Raw genomic sequence first — 20,572 nt, forward strand, 5'->3', positions numbered from 1 at the left:
AATATCAGATTAGAAACGATAGTGCGAGAACGCCTTGTTGGCTTCAGCCATTCGGTGAACATCTTCCCGCTTCTTAACAGCAGCACCACGACCCTCTGCAGCCTCCATCACTTCAGCCGCCAGCCTTGCTGACATCGACTTTTCGCCACGCTTCCGAGAATACTCTACCAACCAACGCATGCTCAGTGCCGCCTGACGTGACGGTCTTACCTCAACAGGAACCTGATAGGTCGCACCACCAACTCGACGCGCCTTGACCTCAACCATTGGCTGTATCTTCTCGAGGGCAGTCTCAAAGATCTCCATGGCATCATTAGTGCCGGTCTTCTTGATAACAATATCAAGTGCACCATAAACAATTTGCTCGGCAACAGATTTCTTGCCAGCTTCCATAACGTGGTTGATAAACTTGGCGAGCTTCTGGCTCTTGTACTTGGGGTCAGGCAGGATTTCCCGCTTAGCCGCAACTCTTCTACGTGGCATGATAAGTCCTTAATGAGTATCTTCAGGTAATCCTGCCAGCAGCCCTGCGTATACAGGAGGCGCGACAGCCTTACTCTTATCTAAATAGATCCAAAGCGCTATATATTAGCTCTTGGGACGCTTTGTACCGTACTTTGAACGACCTTGTTTACGGTCATTCACGCCAGCAGTATCAAGAGTTCCACGCACGGTGTGGTATCGCACACCCGGAAGATCCTTAACACGACCGCCGCGGATCAAAACAACGCTGTGCTCCTGAAGGTTGTGACCTTCTCCACCAATGTACGAACTGACTTCAAAGCCATTGGTGAGTCGAACCCGGCACACCTTTCGCAGCGCCGAATTAGGTTTCTTAGGTGTCGTTGTGTAGACGCGAGTACAAACTCCGCGACGCTGTGGACACCCTTGTAACGCTGGAACACCACTTTTCTCGATTGGCCGAGACCGTGGCTTACGTACCAGCTGATTTATAGTTGCCATGAGGCTTACTCCGATTTACTAATACCCTCGAAAACAAGGGCACGGATTGTATAAGGGCGACTTGACAGAGTCAAGCGCCCCGAATTGGTTTACCTATCGGTTCAACTCAGCGCTCAGGGCCTGCACTACATCCGCCGCACTAACACTGGAATCCTTCTGGTTCTTCTTGCGCTTCCGTTCGGCATGGTAGGCTGAGCCTGTACCTGCAGGAATCAGGCGTCCAACCACTACGTTTTCCTTCAGACCTCGCAGATGATCCTTCTTGCCAGTAACCGCGGCCTCCGTAAGAACCCGTGTAGTTTCCTGGAACGACGCAGCAGAAATAAAGCTTTCCGTTGCTAGGCTGGCTTTAGTGATACCAAGCAGCACCCTTTCGTAGCGAGCTTCAATCGTTTCCTTAATTCTGGCCGTATCGTTCTCTTCCTCGGCATGAACCAGCTCGACCTGATCACCCTTGATAAGAGAGGTATCGCCCGCGGCTGTAACTTCGACCTTTCGAATCATTTGACGCACGATGACTTCGATATGCTTGTCGTTGATGACAACGCCTTGCAACCGATAGACATCCTGGATCTCATTGATAATATACTTCGCCAGCTCACCTACACCAAGAAGGCGAAGGATATCGTGGGGGTTTGAAGGGCCGTCCGCAATGACCTCACCCTTAGTAACCTGTTCCCCGTCGAACACGTTGAGCTGACGCCACTTGGGAATAAGCACTTCATACGGCTCGTTATTGTCTGTCGGCGAGATGACCAGTCGCTTTTTACCCTTGGTTTCTTTACCAAACGAGACCAAACCACTGATCTCCGCCAGTATTGCAGGCTCTTTTGGCTTACGCGCTTCGAAGAGATCAGCAACTCGTGGCAGACCACCTGTGATATCGCGCGTCTTCGAACTTTCCTGCGGAATACGGGCGATAACGTCGCCGCCCTCAAGCATGTCGCCATTTTTCAAACGCAGCTGGGCATTGGCCGGCATGAAATATTGGGCAGTGGTATCGGTACCAGGGAAATTCATTTCATTGCCAGCTTCATCCAGGAGCTGTATCAATGGACGAATATCCTTACCAGCAGCAGGCCGATCTTTAGGATCGATAATCTCGATACTGGAAAGACCCGTCAGCTCGTCGGTCTGGGTCTTCATAGTAATGCCTTCTTCCAGGCCCACGAAGGTCACCTTACCACCAACTTCTGTGATGATCGGGTGAGTGTGTGGATCCCATTTGGCAACAATACCACCAGCCTCTACCTGCTCACCATGCTTGACACTTACCTCTGCACCATAAGGCAGCTTGTAAGACTCTCTCTCGCGCCCGGCCGCGTCAGCAATGGCCAATTCAGAGGAACGGGAGACCACGACCAACTTGCCGTTCTTGCGCTCGATCGACTTCATATTGTGAAGGCGCACTGTTCCACCGTGCTTGACCTGAACATTGTCCACCGCCGACGATCTTGAAGCCGCTCCACCTATGTGGAACGTTCGCATCGTCAGCTGTGTGCCCGGCTCTCCGATTGACTGGGCCGCAATAACACCAGCAGCCTCGCCTACGTTCACGAGATGTCCGCGCGCCAGGTCCCGTCCGTAACAGCTCGCGCAGATTCCATATTTCGTTGTGCAGAATATTGGGGAGCGCACGTACAGTTCATCGACGCCCGCCTGCTCGAGCTTTTCAACAGCCGCCTCGTCAAGCAGAGTTCCCGCAGGAAGAACTACGTCCTTGGCGTTGGCTGCAGAAAACGCATCTGCAGCAGTAACACGGCCAAGAACTCGATCCCCGAGATTCACCACGACGTCACCGCCCTCGATGTGAGGCGTAACGAGAAGTCCCTGATCTGTACCGCAATCAACTTCTGTGACGACAACGTCCTGAGCCACGTCGACCAGACGTCGTGTAAGATATCCAGAGTTGGCAGTCTTCAATGCCGTGTCTGCGAGACCCTTTCGAGCACCGTGTGTCGAAATGAAGTACTGCAGAACGTTCAGGCCTTCCCGAAAGTTAGCCGTGATTGGAGTCTCGATAATGGAGCCGTCCGGCTTAGCCATCAGTCCTCGCATACCAGCCAACTGACGAATCTGGGCAGCTGAACCTCGGGCACCTGAGTCCGCCATGATGTAGACCGAATTGAAGGACTCCTGGTCTACCTCGACACCTTCCTTGTTCACGACCTTTTCGGTTCCCAATCTGGCCATCATCGCCTTGGAAACCTTATCGTTCGCTCGTGACCAAATATCGATAACCTTGTTGTACTTTTCACCGCCGGTGAGCAGACCCGAAGCAAATTGACTCTCAATTTCTTTAACTTCGTTGTCGGCAGCTTCGATGATCTTTGCTTTTTCTTCGGGAATAACAAAATCGTTAACACCGATAGAGGCGCCCGACACGGTCGCATAGCTAAAGCCGGTGTACATAATTTGGTCGGCAAAGATTACGGTTTCTTTCAGACCTACCCGGCGGTAGCAGGCATTGATAAGCTGAGAAATGGCTTTCTTCTTCATTGGCTGATTAACGAGCTCGAACGGAAGCCCCTTCGGCACAATGCGATAGAGCAGAGCACGGCCCACCGTGGTATCCACCAATTTCATTACATCGTGATGGACACCTTCACTATCGATGCTCGTTTCACTGATCCGCACTTTCACACGCGCCTGAAGATTAGCCTTTTTACTGCCATAGGCGCGCGTGAGCTCGTCCAGATCACTGAAAACCATGCCTTCACCGGGGGCATTTATTCGCTCTCGCGTCATGAAATACAGACCGAGCACAACGTCCTGCGACGGAACAATGATCGGGTCCCCGTTAGCAGGTGACAGTATGTTATTGGTCGCCATCATGAGCGCGCGAGCTTCGAGCTGAGCCTCGAGCGTCAACGGCACGTGAACAGCCATCTGATCGCCATCGAAGTCGGCGTTGTAAGCTGTACAGACAAGTGGGTGCAGCTGGATAGCTTTACCCTCGATCAGGATAGGCTCGAACGCCTGAATACCGAGGCGGTGCAGCGTGGGTGCCCGGTTCAGCATAACTGGATGCTCTCTGATGACTTCATCGAGAATATCCCAAACGACGGCCTCTTCGCGCTCGACCATTTTCTTGGCGGCCTTGATTGTAGTCGCCAGACCACGGTGCTCCAGCTTGCTGAAGATGAAAGGCTTGAAGAGCTCTAACGCCATTTTCTTTGGAAGACCGCACTGATGCAGACGCAGTGTCGGACCAACAACGATTACCGAGCGGCCTGAATAGTCAACTCGCTTACCCAGAAGGTTTTGACGGAAACGGCCCTGCTTACCTTTGATCATGTCCGCAAGCGATTTCAACGGACGCTTATTAGAGCCAGTGATAGCTCTTCCACGACGGCCGTTGTCCAGAAGCGCATCGACTGCTTCTTGAAGCATACGCTTTTCGTTACGCACGATAATGTCTGGCGCACTCAACTCAAGCAGACGCTTTAAGCGATTATTTCTATTGATCACGCGACGGTAGAGGTCATTGAGATCGCTTGTCGCGAATCGACCGCCGTCGAGCGGTACCAAAGGACGCAAATCGGGTGGCAGAACAGGTAGAACCGTCATGATCATCCACTCGGGACGATTTCCTGACTCTGCAAACGCTTCCAGCAGCTTGAGACGCTTTGAAAGCTTCTTGATCTTGGTTTCAGAATTTGTGGCGGGGACCTCTTCACGCAGCCGCGCAATTTCTTCGTCCAGCGTAATATCGGCAAGTAGTGCCTGAACCGCTTCGGCACCCATCTTTGCGTCGAACTCGTCACCGAACTCTTCAAGAGCTTCATAATACTGCTCATCGGACAGCAATTGTCCACGCTCAAGCGTAGTCATCCCAGGCTCGATCACGATGAAGGATTCGAAGTAGAGGACCCGCTCGATGTCACGCAGAGTCATGTCCAGCAATAGGCCAATGCGTGAGGGCAGAGATTTGAGAAACCAGATATGAGCTACGGGCGAAGCAAGTTGAATGTGACCCATCCGCTCGCGTCGCACACTAGAAGGCGCGACTTCAACGCCGCACTTCTCGCAAATAACACCACGATGCTTGAGGCGCTTGTACTTTCCACACAGGCACTCGTAGTCCTTTGTGGGACCAAATATTTTTGCGCAGAAGAGCCCGTCACGTTCCGGCTTGAAAGTTCGGTAGTTGATGGTTTCCGGCTTTTTTACTTCTCCATACGACCAGCTTCTGATCATTTCAGGAGAAGCCAGACCAATGCGAATACTGTCGAATTCTTGAGTATGGTTCTGGTTTTTAAGAAGATTTAGCAAATCTTTCATTAGCGAATGCCTCTGGCGTCTGAGTCGGCGACGATGCGACGTCGCCGACATACAATTTCAACCCGTCAATTCTGAGCCTGCTGGCGCATTTCACTGCGCCGCATGCTATTCGCTCTCTAATTCAATATCGATACCAAGTGAACGGATCTCCTTCACAAGAACGTTAAACGATTCCGGCATACCTGGCTCCATCCGATGATCCCCGTCCACAATGTTTTTATACATTTTGGTTCGGCCGTTCACGTCATCGGATTTTACTGTCAGCATTTCCTGAAGCGTGTAAGCGGCACCGTAGGCTTGCAACGCCCAGACCTCCATCTCTCCGAACCGCTGCCCACCAAACTGAGCCTTACCACCAAGCGGCTGCTGAGTAACGAGGCTGTAGGACCCGGTAGAACGAGCATGCATCTTGTCATCAACGAGGTGGTTGAGCTTTAGCATATACATGTAGCCAACTGTGACCTGACGCTCGAAACGATCACCTGTTCGACCGTCATACAGCCAGACCTGACCAGAGTCATCCATATCAGCAAGCTTCAGCATTGCCTTGATTTCGCTTTCTTTCGCACCATCGAATACAGGTGTGGCCATTGGAACACCACCCGTGAGATTACGAGCCAGCTCAAGAATCTCATCATCGTTGAGTTCATCAAGATTTTCCTGGCGTCCACCGATAGTGTTGTAGACCTCGTTGAGGAATTTCTTGATCTCGCCGACCTGCTTTTGTGCCTCAAGCATCTTGTTGATTTTATGGCCAAGCCCTTTCGCCGCCGCACCCAAATGCGTCTCAAGCACCTGCCCAACGTTCATCCGCGATGGAACGCCTAGGGGATTGAGAACGATATCAACAGGGTCACCTGTTTCGTCATAAGGCATGTCTTCGATGGGCATGATGGCAGAAATCACACCTTTGTTACCGTGTCGTCCAGCCATTTTGTCACCCGGCTGGATTCTACGTTTGACAGCGAGGTACACCTTAACAATTTTGAGCACGCCGGGTGCGAGATCGTCGCCAGACTGAAGCTTGCGCTTCTTGTCTTCAAACCGCTCTTCGACACTGGCCTTACGCTGCTTCAACTGAGCGTCAGCTTTGTCGAGCAGTTCGTTAAGCTCATCACTATCCATTTTGAGCTTGAACCACTCATCCTTTTCAAACGCCTTGAAATGAGCGTCGGTAAGTTCGTCGCCCTTCCGCAGGCCAGGTCCACTGAGCACTTTCTGCCCAGTAAGAGCCGACCGAAGTCGCTCGAACGTAGCGCCTTCTACAATCTTATATTCGTCGTTCAAATCCTTTTTAACTTTGGCAAGCTCTGCGTTCTCAATTTCCAGGGCCCGCTGATCCTTCTCTACACCGTCGCGGGTGAACACTTGGACGTCGATGACAGTTCCACGCGTACCGGTTGGCACACGAAGGGAGGTGTCTTTCACGTCGGAAGCTTTCTCACCGAATATTGCCCGCAGCAACTTCTCTTCTGGCGTCAACTGAGTCTCGCCTTTGGGCGTAACCTTGCCTACCAGAATGTCACTAGGTTCAACTTCAGCGCCGATGAAGATAACACCACTATCGTCAAGCTTGGCCAGCGCGCTTTCACCGACATTTGGTATGTCAGCTGTCACTTCCTCTGCGCCGAGCTTGGTATCACGAGCTATACAAGTCAGCTCTTGAATATGAATGGTGGTGAAACGATCCTCTTTAACTACTCGTTCAGAAACGAGTATCGAGTCTTCGAAGTTGTAGCCATTCCAAGGCATGAATGCGATGCGCATATTCTGACCCAGCGCGAGCTCGCCCATATCCACGGACGGACCATCTGCAAGCACGTCACCGCGACTGATGCGCTCACCTTCGCGCACTAATGCGCGTTGATTGATGCAGGTATTCTGGTTGGAACGCTGATATTTGATGAGGTTATAGATGTCCACACCTGCATCTGTTGCGTCGGTTTCATCCCCATCTACCCGAACCACGATTCGCCCAGCATCGACACTGGCAATTACGCCACCTCGCTTAGCGACCACGCATACACCCGAGTCCTGAGCTACATATCGCTCGAAACCTGTGCCTACCAGTGGCTTCTCGGCGATTAATGTGGGCACCGCCTGTCGCTGCATGTTCGACCCCATCAGAGCTCTGTTGGCGTCATCGTGCTCAAGAAATGGGATAAGAGATGCCGCTACCGATACAACCTGCCGGGGCGATACGTCCATATAGTCAACGCGCTCAGGAGGCATGACCGTAAATTCATTTTTATGTCGTACGGTAACCAGCTCGGAAACAAGGCGATTGTCCGCATCAAGCTCGGCATTCGCCTGGGCGATAACAAACTCGCTTTCCTCGATAGCTGAAAGGTAGTCGATCTGCTCTGATACCACGCCGTCAATCAATTTACGATATGGACTCTCCAGAAAACCGTAGCTGTTGGCACGCGCATATGTCGCAAGACTATTGATGAGACCGATGTTTGGCCCTTCCGGCGTTTCGATAGGACACACCCGACCGTAATGCGTTGGATGCACGTCTCGCACTTCGAAACCTGCACGCTCTCGAGTGAGACCACCTGGCCCCAACGCAGAGACACGGCGCTTGTGCGTGACTTCCGAAAGCGGGTTGTTCTGATCCATAAACTGCGAGAGCTGGCTTGAGCCAAAGAACTCTTTAACCGCGGCAGCAACTGGCTTCGCATTGATGAGATCCTGAGGCATCAGGCCTTCAGACTCAGCCATGGACAAGCGCTCCTTAACAGCACGCTCAACCCGAACAAGTCCAACACGGAACTGGTTCTCAGCCATTTCTCCGACGGAGCGAACGCGACGGTTTCCAAGATGGTCAATATCATCGACCTCCCCTTTACCGTTTCTGATATCGATCAGAGTCTTAAGCACATCGATAATATCGTCTTTGCTAAGGACTGCAGACTTCGGATCGTCTTCACCATCGCTGTCTCTGCCCAAACGACGGTTAAACTTCATTCTGCCGACAGTTGAGAGATCGTACCGATCTTCAGAAAAGAAGAGATTGTTGAACAGGTTCTCAGCAGACTCTTTAGTAGGCGGCTCGCCAGGACGCATCATCCTGTAGATTTCGACCAAAGCTTCTAACGGCGTTGAAGTGGGGTCGATATTCAGTGTATCTGAAATGAATGGACCGCAATCCAGCTCGTTTGTGTAAAGGACTTCCAGACTCTTTAGAGCACTATTCGCTCTGATCGTCTGCAATAGCTCAAGGGTTATCTCTGTGTTACTGGCAGCAATCAATTCGCCAGTAGATTCATCGATAATATCTTTTGCCAGCACTCGCCCAACCACATACTCGGCTGGCACTTCAAGCAAATCAATGTTGCTCTTCTCGAGCTGACGCACGTGCTTGGCGGTGATCCGGCGGCCTTCTTCAACCACAACAGTGCCGTCAGCGTCGCGAATTTCAAACGTCGAAAGCAAGCCACGAAGCCGGTTTGGGATCAGCTTGAGGAATGTCTTCTCGCCTTCAAAATGGAAGGTGTCAAAATCGAAGAACAAGTCCAGCATTTCTTCACTGGTAAACTCCAGCGCGCGCAATAGTATTGTCGCAGGAAGCTTACGGCGGCGATCTATTCGAACGAAGACTGCATCTTTGGGATCAAACTCAAAATCGAGCCAGGAGCCACGGTAGGGGATAACCCGAGCTGAATAGAGAAACTTACCTGAGCTATGAGTTTTGCCCTTATCGTGATCGAAGAATACGCCCGGCGAGCGATGCAGCTGGGACACGATAACGCGCTCAGTACCGTTGATAACGAAGGTACCGTTTTCAGTCATCAGGGGTATTTCACCCATATAGACTTCCTGTTCCTTGATATCTTTTATTGCCTTACTGGCTGAGTCTTTATCATAAATGATAAGACGAACTTTCACTCGCAACGGTGCCGCGTAGGTTACCCCACGTACCTGGCACTCGGTCACATCAAAAATTGGTTGGCCAAGTCTATAACTTACATACTCAAGAGCAGCGTTGCCGCTGAAACTTGCGATGGGGAAAACTGATTTGAAAGCCGCATGGAGGCCAATGTCCTGACGCCCTTCCGGTGCCCGGTCTAGTTGAAGGAAATCGAAATATGAATCGAGCTGAATCGACAATAGATAAGGAACTGCCATTGCGACAGGCAATTTGCTAAAGTCTTTTCGAATTCGCTTCTTTTCGGTATAGGAATAGGTCATTCGCGTTCCCCAGTTTGCTCTCAACTGAAATCTGCTAGTAATTCAGAGGGTTCTTGGCTGATACCCTGCCGCTGTGCGATAAAGTCGCAGGCAGGCAAAAAGGAAAAGCCGGCGCACAAGCGCCGGCCTCGCCAATCAGCGATAGACAGGTATTCGACTTACTTAAGCTCGACAGTAGCGCCGGCTTCTTCGAGATCTTTCTTCGCTTTTTCTGCATCGTCTTTCGAAAGTGCTTCCTTGATCGTAGAAGGCGCACCGTCGACCAGGTCCTTGGCTTCTTTCAGGCCAAGTCCAGTGATCGCTCTTACAGCTTTGATGACGTTAACTTTCTTATCACCAGTTGCCTTCAAAATCAAATCGAATTCAGTCTTTTCTTCTACAGCTGCAGCTTCTCCGCCAGCAGCTGGAGCAGCAGCAACAGCCGCAGCAGCAGATACACCGAACTTTTCTTCCATAGCTTCAACCAGTGCCACAACATCCATGACACTCATTTCAGCAATTGCATTCAAGATATCGTCTTTTGACAATGACATACTTTGTTACTCCAAACCTATACTGTTAATTAACTAAGCCGCTTCACGTTTCTGATCACGAACTGCTGCAATAACGCGTGTTATCCGGCCAGGAATATCATTCATGGTCATCGCCAGCTTGGTAACAGGTGCCAACATGACAGCCATAACCAACGACAATGCCTGATCTCTGGTCGGCAACTTGGCAAGACGATCGATCTGGTCAGCTCCGAGGAACTCACCGCCAACAGCCAGGCCACGCACTTCAAACTTCTCATTAGTCTTAGCAAAATCCTTACAGAGCCGTGCGGCTGCGCCTGGATCTTCCATAGAAAATGCGAGAATGCTTGGACCTGTAAAAGCTTCAATAGCGCAAGCGTACTCCGTACCCTCAACAGCGCGACGCGCCAGGGTATTTCTCACGACACGAAGGTTGACGTTATCAGCCCTCGCCTTGGCTCTCAATGAGGCCATATCGTTAGAAGTAACACCACGATAATCAGCAATTACAAGGGAAAGTGCCTTGCTTGCAGTTTCGTTAACTTCAGCGACAATCTCTTTCTTTGTTTGAAAACGAATTGCCACAGATAACTCCTTCATCAACCGGAAAAACCGGCAAACATACTTTGCTCCGAAGAGCGATGACAACGGCGTGTTAACACTTGGTTTGACAGCCGCCTGCGCAGGAAATTAAGCCGGCGAACCAGCACCTGCGGTCTTTGACGACCAGAGCAGACTTCGAGAAGCCCGCTCAGAGCCACCAAAATACCAGATCAGTTATACCGCGAAGGACGACTGATCCAGATTCAAGCCTGGCCCCATTGTCGAGGACAGGACGATTTTCTTGAGGAAAACGCCTTTTGCCGCAGCAGGCTTGGCCTTTTTCAAGTCAGCCACGAGCGCTTCCAGATTCCCTTTGATCTTATCGGCGTCAAAACTGACATTACCGAGCGGAGAATGGATAATTCCGTTCTTGTCGGTTCTGTAACGAACCTGGCCAGCTTTTGCGTTCTTAACAGCGGTTTCTACGTCAGGAGTCACTGTGCCAACCTTAGGGTTTGGCATCAGACCGCGGGGACCCAGAATCTGTCCGAGCTGACCGACAACTCGCATCGCATCGGGAGAAGCGATCACGACATCGAAGTTAAGATTGCCAGCTTTAACCTGCTCAGCCAGATCATCCATACCAACGATGTCTGCACCAGCGGCCTTGGCTTTATCTGCATTCGCCCCTTGCGTGAACACGGCAACCCTGACTGTTTTGCCAGTACCGTTCGGAAGCACAGTGGCACCACGGACGACTTGATCAGATTTTCGGGCATCGACACCGAGGTTAATACTGACATCGATGGACTCACTGAACTTGGTGGTCTTCGCAAGGTCAATCAACAACGCTACAGCATCATCGATCGCGTACTGTTTACCCGCGTCTACACGCTCTTTGATCTGCTTCTGCTTCTTAGTCAATTTAGCCATGTTACAGACCCTCCACGATAAGGCCCATACTACGAGCAGTACCCGCAATAGTTTTAACCGCAGCATCCATATCCGAAGCAGAAAGATCAGGCATCTTCATAGTTGCCACTTCTTCAAGCTGCGCTCGATTAACGGTACCGACCTTTTCCGTATTTGGGCGACCAGAGCCACTCTTCACGCCAGCAGCTTTTAACAGCAGAACTGCAGCAGGTGGCGTCTTGGTGATGAATGTGAAGCTTCTGTCGCTGTAGACCGTAATAACAACAGGGATTGGCAAGCCAGGCTCTATACTCTGAGTCTGCGCGTTGAATGCCTTACAGAATTCCATGATGTTAACACCGTGTTGACCCAAAGCTGGGCCGACCGGGGGACTTGGATTCGCCTGGGCTGCTTTGACCTGCAGCTTGATATAGGCTTTTACTTTCTTAGCCATACTCTCTCCATGGGTACAAACGCATCTCTGCTCCCCGCTTTAGAAACCTTGGTTTCCATTGATGACACTGGTTGCCCAGCTATTTAATCTTTTTCGACCTGAGAGAACTCCAATTCGACCGGTGTAGAACGCCCGAAAATGAGCACAGCAACTTTCACTCGGCTCTTGTCGTAGTCCACTTCTTCAACTACGCCATTGAAGTCAATGAATGGCCCTTCGGTGACCCGGATGACCTCGCCAGGCTCAAACAGCGTTTTCGGCTTTGGCTTATCGACCCCACTCTCAACCCGACGCAGTATGATGTCCGCTTCCTTATCACTGATAGGAGCCGGCTTGTCGGGAGTGCCTCCGATAAAACCAAGAACTCGCGAGGTCGACTTAACCAAATGCCAGGCTTCTTCACCCATTTCCATTTGGACCAGAACGTATCCTGGGTAGAACTTACGCTCGCTCTTGCGTTTCTTGCCCTCCTTCATCTCGACGACTTCTTCAGTCGGGACTAGGACGTCGCCGAACTTGTCTTCCATTCCGCTGAGCTTAATTCGCTCAAGCAAAGCACGCATGACATGCTTTTCATATCCGGAGAAAGCTTGTACGACATACCAACGCATAAATAATCCTTAGCCGATGACGCCTGAAACAATCCAACCTATGAGCGAGTCAATAGCCCAGAGGATAAGCGCCACAATCAAAACAAATGCGATGACGATCAGGGTAGTCTGAGTAGTTTCCGGCCGGGTTGGCCAGACAACTTTTCGAATTTCCAGACGAGCTTCCTTCGCAAGAACAAGGAACGCTTTTCCTTTACTTGTTTGAAGAGCAATGAGCGCAGCTACAACCGCCAAACCGACAAGCGCTAGGACGCGATACAACATGGACTCAGTTTGGAAATATGAATTTCCTGCCACGCCTACCGCAATTAATAAAACAACAAGAGTCCACTTGATAATATCAAGTGGACTCGATTTACTTTCCACAGAAGTGCTCATAATTATCAGAATTAAGGTGGCAGGCCAGGAGGGAATCGAACCCCCAACCTACGGTTTTGGAGACCGTCGCTCTGCCAATTGAGCTACTGGCCTACCTTAATCGTTAAAATTACTGGATGATCTTAGAGACAACACCTGCCCCTACAGTCCGACCACCTTCACGAATCGCAAAGCGCAGACCGTCTTCCATCGCAATTGGATGGATGAGACTGACAGTCATCTTGACGTTGTCACCAGGCATTACCATTTCAACACCTTCAGGCAGCTCACAGCTTCCAGTCACGTCCGTAGTACGGAAGTAGAACTGTGGACGGTAGCCTTTGAAGAATGGCGTATGACGACCACCTTCATCCTTACTCAGGACATACACTTCACACTCAAACACTGTGTGCGGCAGGATAGTGCCCGGCTTACACAGAACCTGACCACGCTCTACGTCGTCACGCTTGGTACCACGCAGCAGCACACCAACGTTCTCGCCAGCACGACCTTCGTCGAGCAGCTTACGGAACATCTCGACACCGGTGCAGGTAGTCTTGGTGGTATCACGGATACCGACAATCTCAAGCTCCTCACCAACCTTGATAACGCCGCGCTCAACTCGACCAGTCACGACAGTACCGCGACCAGAGATTGAGAATACGTCTTCGATAGGCATCAGGAACGCCTTGTCGATAGCACGCTCTGGCTCAGGGATGTAAGAGTCCAGCGTCTCAACCAGCTTCTTGACCGCTGTGGTACCGATACCGTTGTCATCTTTGCCTTCAAGCGCCATCAGCGCAGAACCAACAATGATCGGCGTATCATCACCTGGGAATTCGTATGCACTCAGCAGATCACGAACTTCCATTTCGACGAGCTCGAGGAGCTCTTCGTCATCAACCATATCCGCCTTGTTCAGGAACACGACGATGTATGGTACGCCAACCTGACGCGCCAGCAGGATGTGCTCACGGGTCTGCGGCATTGGGCCATCGGCCGCCGAACAAACCAGAATCGCACCGTCCATCTGTGCCGCACCAGTGATCATGTTCTTGACATAATCGGCGTGACCTGGACAGTCGACGTGCGCGTAGTGACGCAGCTCTGACTGATACTCAACATGCGAAGTTGCGATCGTGATACCACGAGCCTTCTCTTCAGGCGCCTTGTCGATCTGGTCGAACGCCGAAACGTCACCACCCCATACCTCAGCGCAAACTCGTGTCAACGCAGCGGTCAGTGTCGTCTTACCGTGGTCAACGTGCCCTATCGTGCCCACGTTAACGTGAGGCTTAGTCCGATCAAATTTTGCTTTTCCCATTGCGCACTTTCTCCAAATACACGCTGCGATCTGAGTGAATGAGGTGGAGCTCATAACCGGATTTGAACCGGTGACCTCTTCCTTACCAAGGAAGTGCTCTACCAACTGAGCTATATGAGCATCAAGCCTGTAATGCCCTTGGAGCGGGCAGTGGGAATCGAACCCACGTCATCAGCTTGGAAGGCTGAGGTAATAGCCATTATACGATGCCCGCTAAAACCTAAATTTATTAATGGTGGAGGGGGCTGGATTCGAACCAGCGAAGCTTTCGCGTCAGATTTACAGTCTGATCCCTTTGGCCGCTCGGGAACCCCTCCCGAAATCGCGCAAAATAACAGCTGTACTGTGCGCCAAATCAGTTAACACTTGCTAAAAAATGGAGCTGGTGGACGGAATCGAACCCCCGACCTGCTGATTACAAGTCAGCTGCTCTACCAACTGAGCTACACCAGCACCGACACGCTTTTCAGCGAGGCCGCAATATTACGGAAGTTTTTTTTAGCATGCAAGTCATTTGCAGATGATTTCTTTATGCTCTAGAGACGAATCAAGAGCAGCCAGCAAAGCGAGCAATTCCGACTTGGTATTTCGAGGAACTTCCGAGGCTGTCAGTAGCCGACGATCGTTAGACTTCTTCTTCAACTCCTTGATCTTAGAGCCAATCTTCTTTTCGTCCAGCTGCTTGGCCAGTTCTACTGCAGATTCTCGCGCATTGAAGAGACCTAGAGATACTCCGCCTCGGAACTCTCCCTGGGATATCGGGACACTCTCAAATCCGAGCTCTCGCAACTCAACTAACTTGGAATCTGCAATTTTTTTAGATTCGAACGGCGGTATATAGACCCAGTATTCGGATTTTTCACCGACCTCTTCCGCCAGCTCTTGAACCGGAACACCATAAACTCCGAACAGGCGCTTGCTTTCTTCCAGGACTATTGGGCTGTTGATGGGGCCCACCAAGAGGCAGGTGCTAATTTCTGCCAGCTGACCTCGCCCTATGCTTCCACCGTTTCGGGAAGCGACCGTAGCACTCTGCGGGACTGGGTTAACTCCACCCACCTCAGAACTGCTCTCTTCCTCCGCAACAGCCCCCTCACCTAGCAACATCAACTTTTGCGCTTCGTCGTACGGGACCCCTTCGGTACGCTGAAAATGGTCGAGCGCCGACAACCCCGCAACAGCAAGATTGAGCACAAACAACACCAGCAAAAGAAAGCGCAAGTCGGTTACCTAATCAACGTCATGGTTGCGGCAGAAACGGCCTTGTGAGGCCCTCCACCCAGGAAAGAATGAGCCCCTCGAACACTAGATCTCTTTCATAACGGTAGTCGACGGCTGGTTCATATTCCAGAGCAGGCCATCCACCGCCCGTGATAAAGATTTCACGAGTAGGTTCGAAGCGTCGCGCTTGCGCAAATATGGAATCGAGAAAAGCGACCGTCATCCTGTCTACCCCGTGGAAAATACAGGCAGCAGAGGAGAGACCCAGGCCATCATGGCGGACACCTCCTGCTCCGGAAGTCGCACCAAGCGGGTGACTCGCCGCCGCCTGAACTGCGTTTTTCAGAGAGTCCGCCAAATTAAGGCTTGTAAGACAGGTCGTAAATCCGGGGGCAATCAGCCCGCCTTCATGGACTCCAGTGGAGCTCAGGAAATCTACCGTTATTGCGGTTCCACAATCTATGACACACAGCCCAGCTGATGCCTTTTGATATGCGGCAATCATTGCAAGCCAACGATCCACGCCAAGCGATGCAATATGCGCGTAACGCATGGAGACACCGAGAGCATTTTGCGTGACATGAGCTGCCTCCACGATTACCTGCAATTCTGCCTGCCAGGCCTTCAATACAGCCATGACGGCGCCTTGGGCTACAGTCGACATCAGCAGGAGTGTACCTGGATCAGCAACCAGTTCTCGAAGCTTGTCCACGGCCAAGCTATTCTCACCAGCACCCCCATTCACGGCCTTTAGTTCTGCATTCGCTATGTAGACAGGCTCCACTGCGACGATCTTTTCAACGATCTGCTGGCGGAGATAATTGCCATCAGTGAGCTGCACATCTCTCAACTCCTCAACTGCCAACGCGTTGATCAACTTGTATTTGAGGCGCGTATTGCCCGCGTCGATCAGCAACAGCCGTGACGGCCACGACCGTTGACACGCCACCTAACTGCCCCCCTGGCTAGCGGAATGACCACTCACCTTCTGTAGAACTGAATGCTTCCTAAGGCTTACTTCGCCGCCAGCAAACGCTATGGGATCAGTATTCTCGCCCTTGCGAAGGAGCAGTCTTCCTTGCTCATCCACCCCGGCATTCTGACCTACAGCCAAGGGCAGCCTGTTCCCTCCCATGGATTGACCGGAATCGGGCTCAAGCTGGGACGTCAGCTCGAGAATCTCACCATGAAAAGCGTCGAACAGTGACCACTCGGGCTGGAAATATCCGAACCCATGACTCGCAAACAATTCACTGGTTCTTACTATCTCGGCAATCAGGTCCGCCACCAGGAGAGACCTATCTGGAACCGTTATGGCTTTTGCAGATGCAGCCTGCTCCAATGAAGCCCATGGCTGACTTATCAACCCGTCAACGTCCGACGACTGCATCATTACATTGAGACCTACGCCTATGCTGAGATCGACCGGCCCCTCCATTTCACCCTGCGCATCAACAAGGATGCCTGCAAGCTTCCGGCCGTGCAGAAGCACGTCGTTCGGCCACTTGAGCCCAACCTCGCTGAAGCCATAACGCCGAAGCACCTGGACAATAGCCATCCCTATTGCGAGACTCAGACCACTCAAAGAACCGAGCGCCTGGTTCACTCGCACTGCCAGAGAAAGATTTATGTTCGCCGCAAAGGGGCTGACCCAGGAGCGACCCCGACGACCTCGCCCAGAAGTCTGATACTCCGCAACCGCCACGGCAAACTTGCTTACAGTTGCTTCGTGCACGAGGTCTGCAGTAGCTCGCCCTCCCAGATAGGCCTGAAGGGCTTCTAAGGCACGAATGTTCGTAGAATCGACGCTTTCAAGTATCTCGAGTTGAAATACTCGATGCATAGTCTGACCGACTCTCCTCTGCACCACATCTGGTTGCAGCAAGCCGAGGGGCCGCGGCAGACAGTAGCCCACCCCAGCCTGACTGTTCACCGTTATCCCATAATCTGCCAACTGCGACACCCAGTTCGAAACCGATGTCCGGCTTACCCCGATCTCTTCTCCGATGACACGACCGGACACGGGCTCACCTGAAGCGAGCAAGTGAATCAGACGGGCAAGCTCCTTCTTCATTGAAATATTGAACTCCTACTCGGATTAAAAAGACGAGTCGATGCTGCGGCGACCAGAATATTGCCGTTCGCCACTACGTCGTCAAACTTATGAGTATAGTGATCGGGGGACCGGAGCAACGCAAGAATCAGTGAGCACCCCATAGCCACTTCAAGAAAAAACTTTTGACAAAGGACCAAACTGGCGTATAGTGGAGTTGCTTAGAAATGCCGGTGTTATTTTTCGAGTTAAGGTTGTTTTTATCTCGTCCTGGTTAAGATTAGTCAGTAATACCCACTTCTTTAAGCAACACCCTATCTGTTTTTTGTAATACAGGACTTAGTTATGTCAAACACCGTCACCGGTACAGTTAAATTCTTCAACGAATCAAAAGGCTTTGGCTTCATTCAGCAAGAGAATGGCCCAGACGTATTCGTTCACTTCAGCTCTATTCAGAGCTCAGGCTTCAAGACTCTGGCAGAAGGCCAGCAGGTTGAATTCACTATCGGCCAGGGCCAAAAAGGTCCTCAAGCTGAGAACGTCAAGCCGCTGTAAAGCTGGTTTGAGTTGAAAAAAGGCTGCTAACGCAGCCTTTTTTGTGCCTGGATTTCTCTGTTTCGACTTTGGCCCAAGCCAGAATCGTGTGCGTTTCTACCGCGCCATGGACCCAGAGGCTCTGGACTGGGATTTCACCAGCGCAAGACTATCTTCCGCAAAACCCACACCAGCTTCAGTAAAGAAGTTGAAGACATGATCAACGCCCGCTTCTAACAGCGCCTGCCGGTCATCTTCATATCGAGCTATGCCTGCTATAGCACCCTGAAACCCTGCCGCCCTCAACTGCTTCAAAATGCTAGCCGCGTCCTTAATCGACGGGAGCGCCAATAGCACCAGTTTGATCTGCTCGGTGTCCACAGCCTCCCAAAGATCTGCGTTCTCACCATCGCCTGTAAAGACATGCATACCCGAAGCCTGGAGTCGCATTACCAACTCCGCCTTCGCATCCATACCCCAGGCTCGACTGCCTACTCGTTCATAGAGTGCGCTGAAAGCGCCGCGTCCAACTCGACCTAGTCCGATTACAAGAATTTCCACTTCTCGCGGCCAATCAAAAATATCTTCTGGCAGGTGTCGCTTCGTTTCCCATTCTTTAAGTTTCTCTTTGTGTTGTTGGTAAAGAGAATGGGCCCGAGGATAGAGCGTGCTGGTAACGACGAAGGACATGGCGCTGGCAACTGCGATAATCATTAACCATTGAGAACTGAGCCATCCGGCCTGATTACTGATATAGGCCACGATGAGCCCAAATTCGCTGTAGTTAGTCAGCGCCAGAGCGGAGAGAAAAATGGTCCTGGCCCTAAGGCGCAGGATGGCAAACACCCCAATGAAAATCATGAATTTGAGGACAAGAAGACCAAGGATCACAACCGCAATGGCAAACGTTTCCAAGGTTGGCAGCGCAGCCAGGCCTATTGACAGAAAAAAAGCGATTAGGAAGATATCCTTGAAGCTCAACAGGGACTTTGATAGTTCATTGGCTTTTGAGTGACCACTGAGCATCATGCCTATCACGAGAGCACCTAAATCGCCTTTGACACCGCACAGCTCAAATAGCTGATACCCACCTAATGCAAGGAGAAATCCTGCTAACGGCAGCATTTCATCATGCCCTGCACGATTAAGCAGACTCTTGAGCAGTGGTGCTGTGAAAATCAGGAGGATGAGTAAAGGCGCATAGACTGAAGGCGTCTCGCCGGCGGCTATGGCGAGAAAAACTACCGCCACTATATCCTGGACAACAAGAATGCTGAGGGCAAGTTTACCGTGACGGGTTCGGAGCTCCCCACTGTCCTCGAGCAGCTTCACCACGCAAACTGTGCTACTGAAGCCGAGTGCAAACGCCACAAGACTCGTTCCGAGCGGGCTGAGATCTCCGACCAGGGGCGCGCTCAGGAAGCCTGCCAGAAGAAGACTACTTACAACGACTACACACCACAGAGATATGTGGACCAAGCCACCAGCCCAGACCTCGGTCTTTACCAAGTCAGCGAGGCGTAGCTTTAGGCCTATAGTAAACAATAATAAGGTTATGCCCACGTCTGCCAGCTGCCTCAGCAGATCGTTTTCTTCAACACCTATCAGATTGAGAACAAACCCCGCGGCCAGGAAGCCGACCAAAGGAGGTAGCGATACCTGGACAGCCAACAAGCCACAGATAAAAGCGATCAGGATCCACAGAATTTCCATAGAGCTGTAACGAGGATCCTTATGAGCAGTAGCGCAAACAGCGGCTTTGACCGGCTATTAGTAACTGTTGAGGACTCGATCCTCACAGGTGGTGTACGAATATCCAGAGCTGACTACGCAAGCTCGTACTGCTGCGCGTAAGGCTTCTTGACTCCTTTGGCTTCGACTACCGTCCCGGTACCCTTCCCGATAGCTCTGCACATCGAGAGGACGTCGCTCAAATCGACGATATTCCTGGGGATAAGACGCCGATGAAGGTCTCCGCGCGCTATCGTATTGATTCTGTCTTGACTGATCAGACTGAGACATGGCGGACGAAGATCCGGCCTGCATTCTGCTGCTAGCGGAGCCGGCTTGTCCGGCCTGGGTACTGATATCGGGTATGTAGCTATTTTGACGCTGTTTGCCAAAGCTCTCTGAAGCCGCCGGCAAAGAGTACGCAAGCAACATAGCCACAGTAATTGATGCCCTCGATCGAAACTTTGTCATGACCACTCAGCAAAATCGCCGCCTCACGTAGTGATAAAGAATCATCTTGCACCGTCATTGGAGCGAATGCAACGAAGGCGACGCAGGGAGCGCGGCCCTGAAGCAGGACAATATAGCCATAAAAAAAGCCCCGCTGCGTTCGCAACGGGGCTTTCGGTGTAGATGCCTGACAACGACCTACTCTCGCATGGGCAAGTGCCACACTACCATCGGCGCTGGACGGTTTCACTACTGAGTTCGGAATGGATTCAGGTGGTTCACGTCCGCCATGATCATCAGGCAAAACTGGTTGACCTCGTTTCAGAGGCCGTTGCCGGCTAAGCCAGCAACTCGTGAGCGGTCATGATCAAAACCACTCACCTATGTTTGGTGTCTTCAACAATCGGACAAGCTGTGTAGTTGTACCAG

General features: G+C 51.5%; 16 protein-coding genes, 5 tRNA genes and 1 rRNA gene. 1 reads left to right on the forward strand and 21 read right to left on the reverse strand.

Annotation, left to right across the window (positions count from 1 at the left end):
* Positions 1 to 9 precede the first annotated feature (9 nt).
* The 19 genes from rpsG to ACH3PB_RS14835 all read right to left on the reverse strand — a co-directional run bounded on the left by rpsG (position 10) and on the right by ACH3PB_RS14835 (position 17,449).
* Positions 10 to 483, reverse strand: a complete 474-nt coding sequence (gene rpsG, locus ACH3PB_RS14745) for a 30S ribosomal protein S7 (RefSeq protein ID WP_344808321.1) — start codon at positions 481 to 483, stop codon at positions 10 to 12.
* A 105-nt stretch (positions 484 to 588) separates the two neighbouring features.
* Positions 589 to 963 (reverse strand): 30S ribosomal protein S12, encoded by a 375-nt coding sequence (rpsL, locus tag ACH3PB_RS14750; RefSeq protein ID WP_344808319.1) that lies wholly within the window; start codon positions 961 to 963, stop codon positions 589 to 591.
* A gap of 93 nt (positions 964 to 1,056) precedes the next feature.
* Positions 1,057 to 5,247, reverse strand: a complete 4,191-nt coding sequence (gene rpoC, locus ACH3PB_RS14755; RefSeq protein ID WP_416396082.1) for a DNA-directed RNA polymerase subunit beta' — start codon at positions 5,245 to 5,247, stop codon at positions 1,057 to 1,059.
* 105 nt (positions 5,248 to 5,352) lie between these two features.
* A complete protein-coding gene (gene rpoB / locus ACH3PB_RS14760) occupies positions 5,353 to 9,441 on the reverse strand; it encodes a DNA-directed RNA polymerase subunit beta (RefSeq protein ID WP_416396084.1) in 4,089 nt (1,362 codons plus the stop codon).
* 158 nt (positions 9,442 to 9,599) lie between these two features.
* Positions 9,600 to 9,974 carry a 50S ribosomal protein L7/L12 gene (gene rplL, locus ACH3PB_RS14765; RefSeq protein WP_416396086.1) on the reverse strand — a complete coding sequence of 125 codons (375 nt, stop codon included), beginning with the start codon at positions 9,972 to 9,974 and terminating at the stop codon, positions 9,600 to 9,602.
* 33 nt (positions 9,975 to 10,007) lie between these two features.
* On the reverse strand, positions 10,008 to 10,538 hold the full coding sequence (gene rplJ, locus ACH3PB_RS14770) for a 50S ribosomal protein L10 (protein ID WP_416396088.1): 531 nt from the start codon (positions 10,536 to 10,538) through the stop codon (positions 10,008 to 10,010).
* Between the two features lie 192 nt (positions 10,539 to 10,730).
* Complete coding sequence (gene rplA, locus ACH3PB_RS14775) at positions 10,731 to 11,429, reverse strand: 50S ribosomal protein L1 (RefSeq protein WP_416396090.1); 699 nt, start codon at positions 11,427 to 11,429, stop codon at positions 10,731 to 10,733.
* A 1-nt stretch (position 11,430) separates the two neighbouring features.
* A complete protein-coding gene (gene rplK / locus ACH3PB_RS14780) occupies positions 11,431 to 11,862 on the reverse strand; it encodes a 50S ribosomal protein L11 (protein WP_344808307.1) in 432 nt (143 codons plus the stop codon).
* An 83-nt stretch (positions 11,863 to 11,945) separates the two neighbouring features.
* Entirely contained in the window at positions 11,946 to 12,473 is a 528-nt protein-coding gene (gene nusG, locus ACH3PB_RS14785; RefSeq protein ID WP_416396093.1) for a transcription termination/antitermination protein NusG, read from the reverse strand.
* Between the two features lie 9 nt (positions 12,474 to 12,482).
* Positions 12,483 to 12,851, reverse strand: coding sequence for a preprotein translocase subunit SecE (gene secE, locus ACH3PB_RS14790; protein ID WP_416396095.1), 369 nt, complete (start codon positions 12,849 to 12,851; stop codon positions 12,483 to 12,485).
* A gap of 17 nt (positions 12,852 to 12,868) precedes the next feature.
* Positions 12,869 to 12,944, reverse strand: a tRNA-Trp gene (locus ACH3PB_RS14795).
* A 16-nt stretch (positions 12,945 to 12,960) separates the two neighbouring features.
* Positions 12,961 to 14,154 carry an elongation factor Tu gene (gene tuf / locus ACH3PB_RS14800; RefSeq protein WP_416396096.1) on the reverse strand — a complete coding sequence of 398 codons (1,194 nt, stop codon included), beginning with the start codon at positions 14,152 to 14,154 and terminating at the stop codon, positions 12,961 to 12,963.
* Between the two features lie 44 nt (positions 14,155 to 14,198).
* Positions 14,199 to 14,274, reverse strand: a tRNA-Thr gene (locus tag ACH3PB_RS14805).
* Positions 14,275 to 14,293: 19 nt separating this feature from the next.
* Positions 14,294 to 14,368: transfer RNA gene (locus ACH3PB_RS14810), tRNA-Gly, on the reverse strand.
* 19 nt (positions 14,369 to 14,387) lie between these two features.
* Positions 14,388 to 14,471 (reverse strand) — tRNA-Tyr (locus ACH3PB_RS14815).
* Positions 14,472 to 14,531: 60 nt separating this feature from the next.
* Positions 14,532 to 14,607: transfer RNA gene (locus ACH3PB_RS14820), tRNA-Thr, on the reverse strand.
* A 57-nt stretch (positions 14,608 to 14,664) separates the two neighbouring features.
* Positions 14,665 to 15,375, reverse strand: coding sequence for an SPOR domain-containing protein (locus ACH3PB_RS14825; RefSeq protein WP_416396098.1), 711 nt, complete (start codon positions 15,373 to 15,375; stop codon positions 14,665 to 14,667).
* Between the two features lie 19 nt (positions 15,376 to 15,394).
* A complete protein-coding gene (locus tag ACH3PB_RS14830; protein WP_416396100.1) occupies positions 15,395 to 16,216 on the reverse strand; it encodes a type III pantothenate kinase in 822 nt (273 codons plus the stop codon).
* A gap of 108 nt (positions 16,217 to 16,324) precedes the next feature.
* Complete coding sequence (locus ACH3PB_RS14835; RefSeq protein WP_416396102.1) at positions 16,325 to 17,449, reverse strand: biotin--[acetyl-CoA-carboxylase] ligase; 1,125 nt, start codon at positions 17,447 to 17,449, stop codon at positions 16,325 to 16,327.
* Positions 17,450 to 17,773: 324 nt separating this feature from the next.
* Between ACH3PB_RS14835 and ACH3PB_RS14840 the strand changes: the two genes are divergently transcribed.
* Entirely contained in the window at positions 17,774 to 17,983 is a 210-nt protein-coding gene (locus ACH3PB_RS14840; protein WP_344809864.1) for a cold-shock protein, read from the forward strand.
* Between the two features lie 96 nt (positions 17,984 to 18,079).
* Here ACH3PB_RS14840 and ACH3PB_RS14845 read toward each other — a convergent pair whose 3' ends face one another.
* Together ACH3PB_RS14845 and rrf are read right to left on the reverse strand one after the other, a co-directional pair.
* On the reverse strand, positions 18,080 to 19,675 hold the full coding sequence (locus ACH3PB_RS14845) for a cation:proton antiporter (RefSeq protein WP_416396104.1): 1,596 nt from the start codon (positions 19,673 to 19,675) through the stop codon (positions 18,080 to 18,082).
* 653 nt (positions 19,676 to 20,328) lie between these two features.
* Positions 20,329 to 20,444: ribosomal RNA gene (rrf, locus tag ACH3PB_RS14850) — 5S ribosomal RNA — on the reverse strand.
* Positions 20,445 to 20,572 lie beyond the last annotated feature (128 nt).

The sequence above is a fragment of the Allohahella sp. A8 genome (genome assembly GCF_047946665.1).
Lineage (GTDB): Bacteria > Pseudomonadota > Gammaproteobacteria > Pseudomonadales > Oleiphilaceae > Allohahella.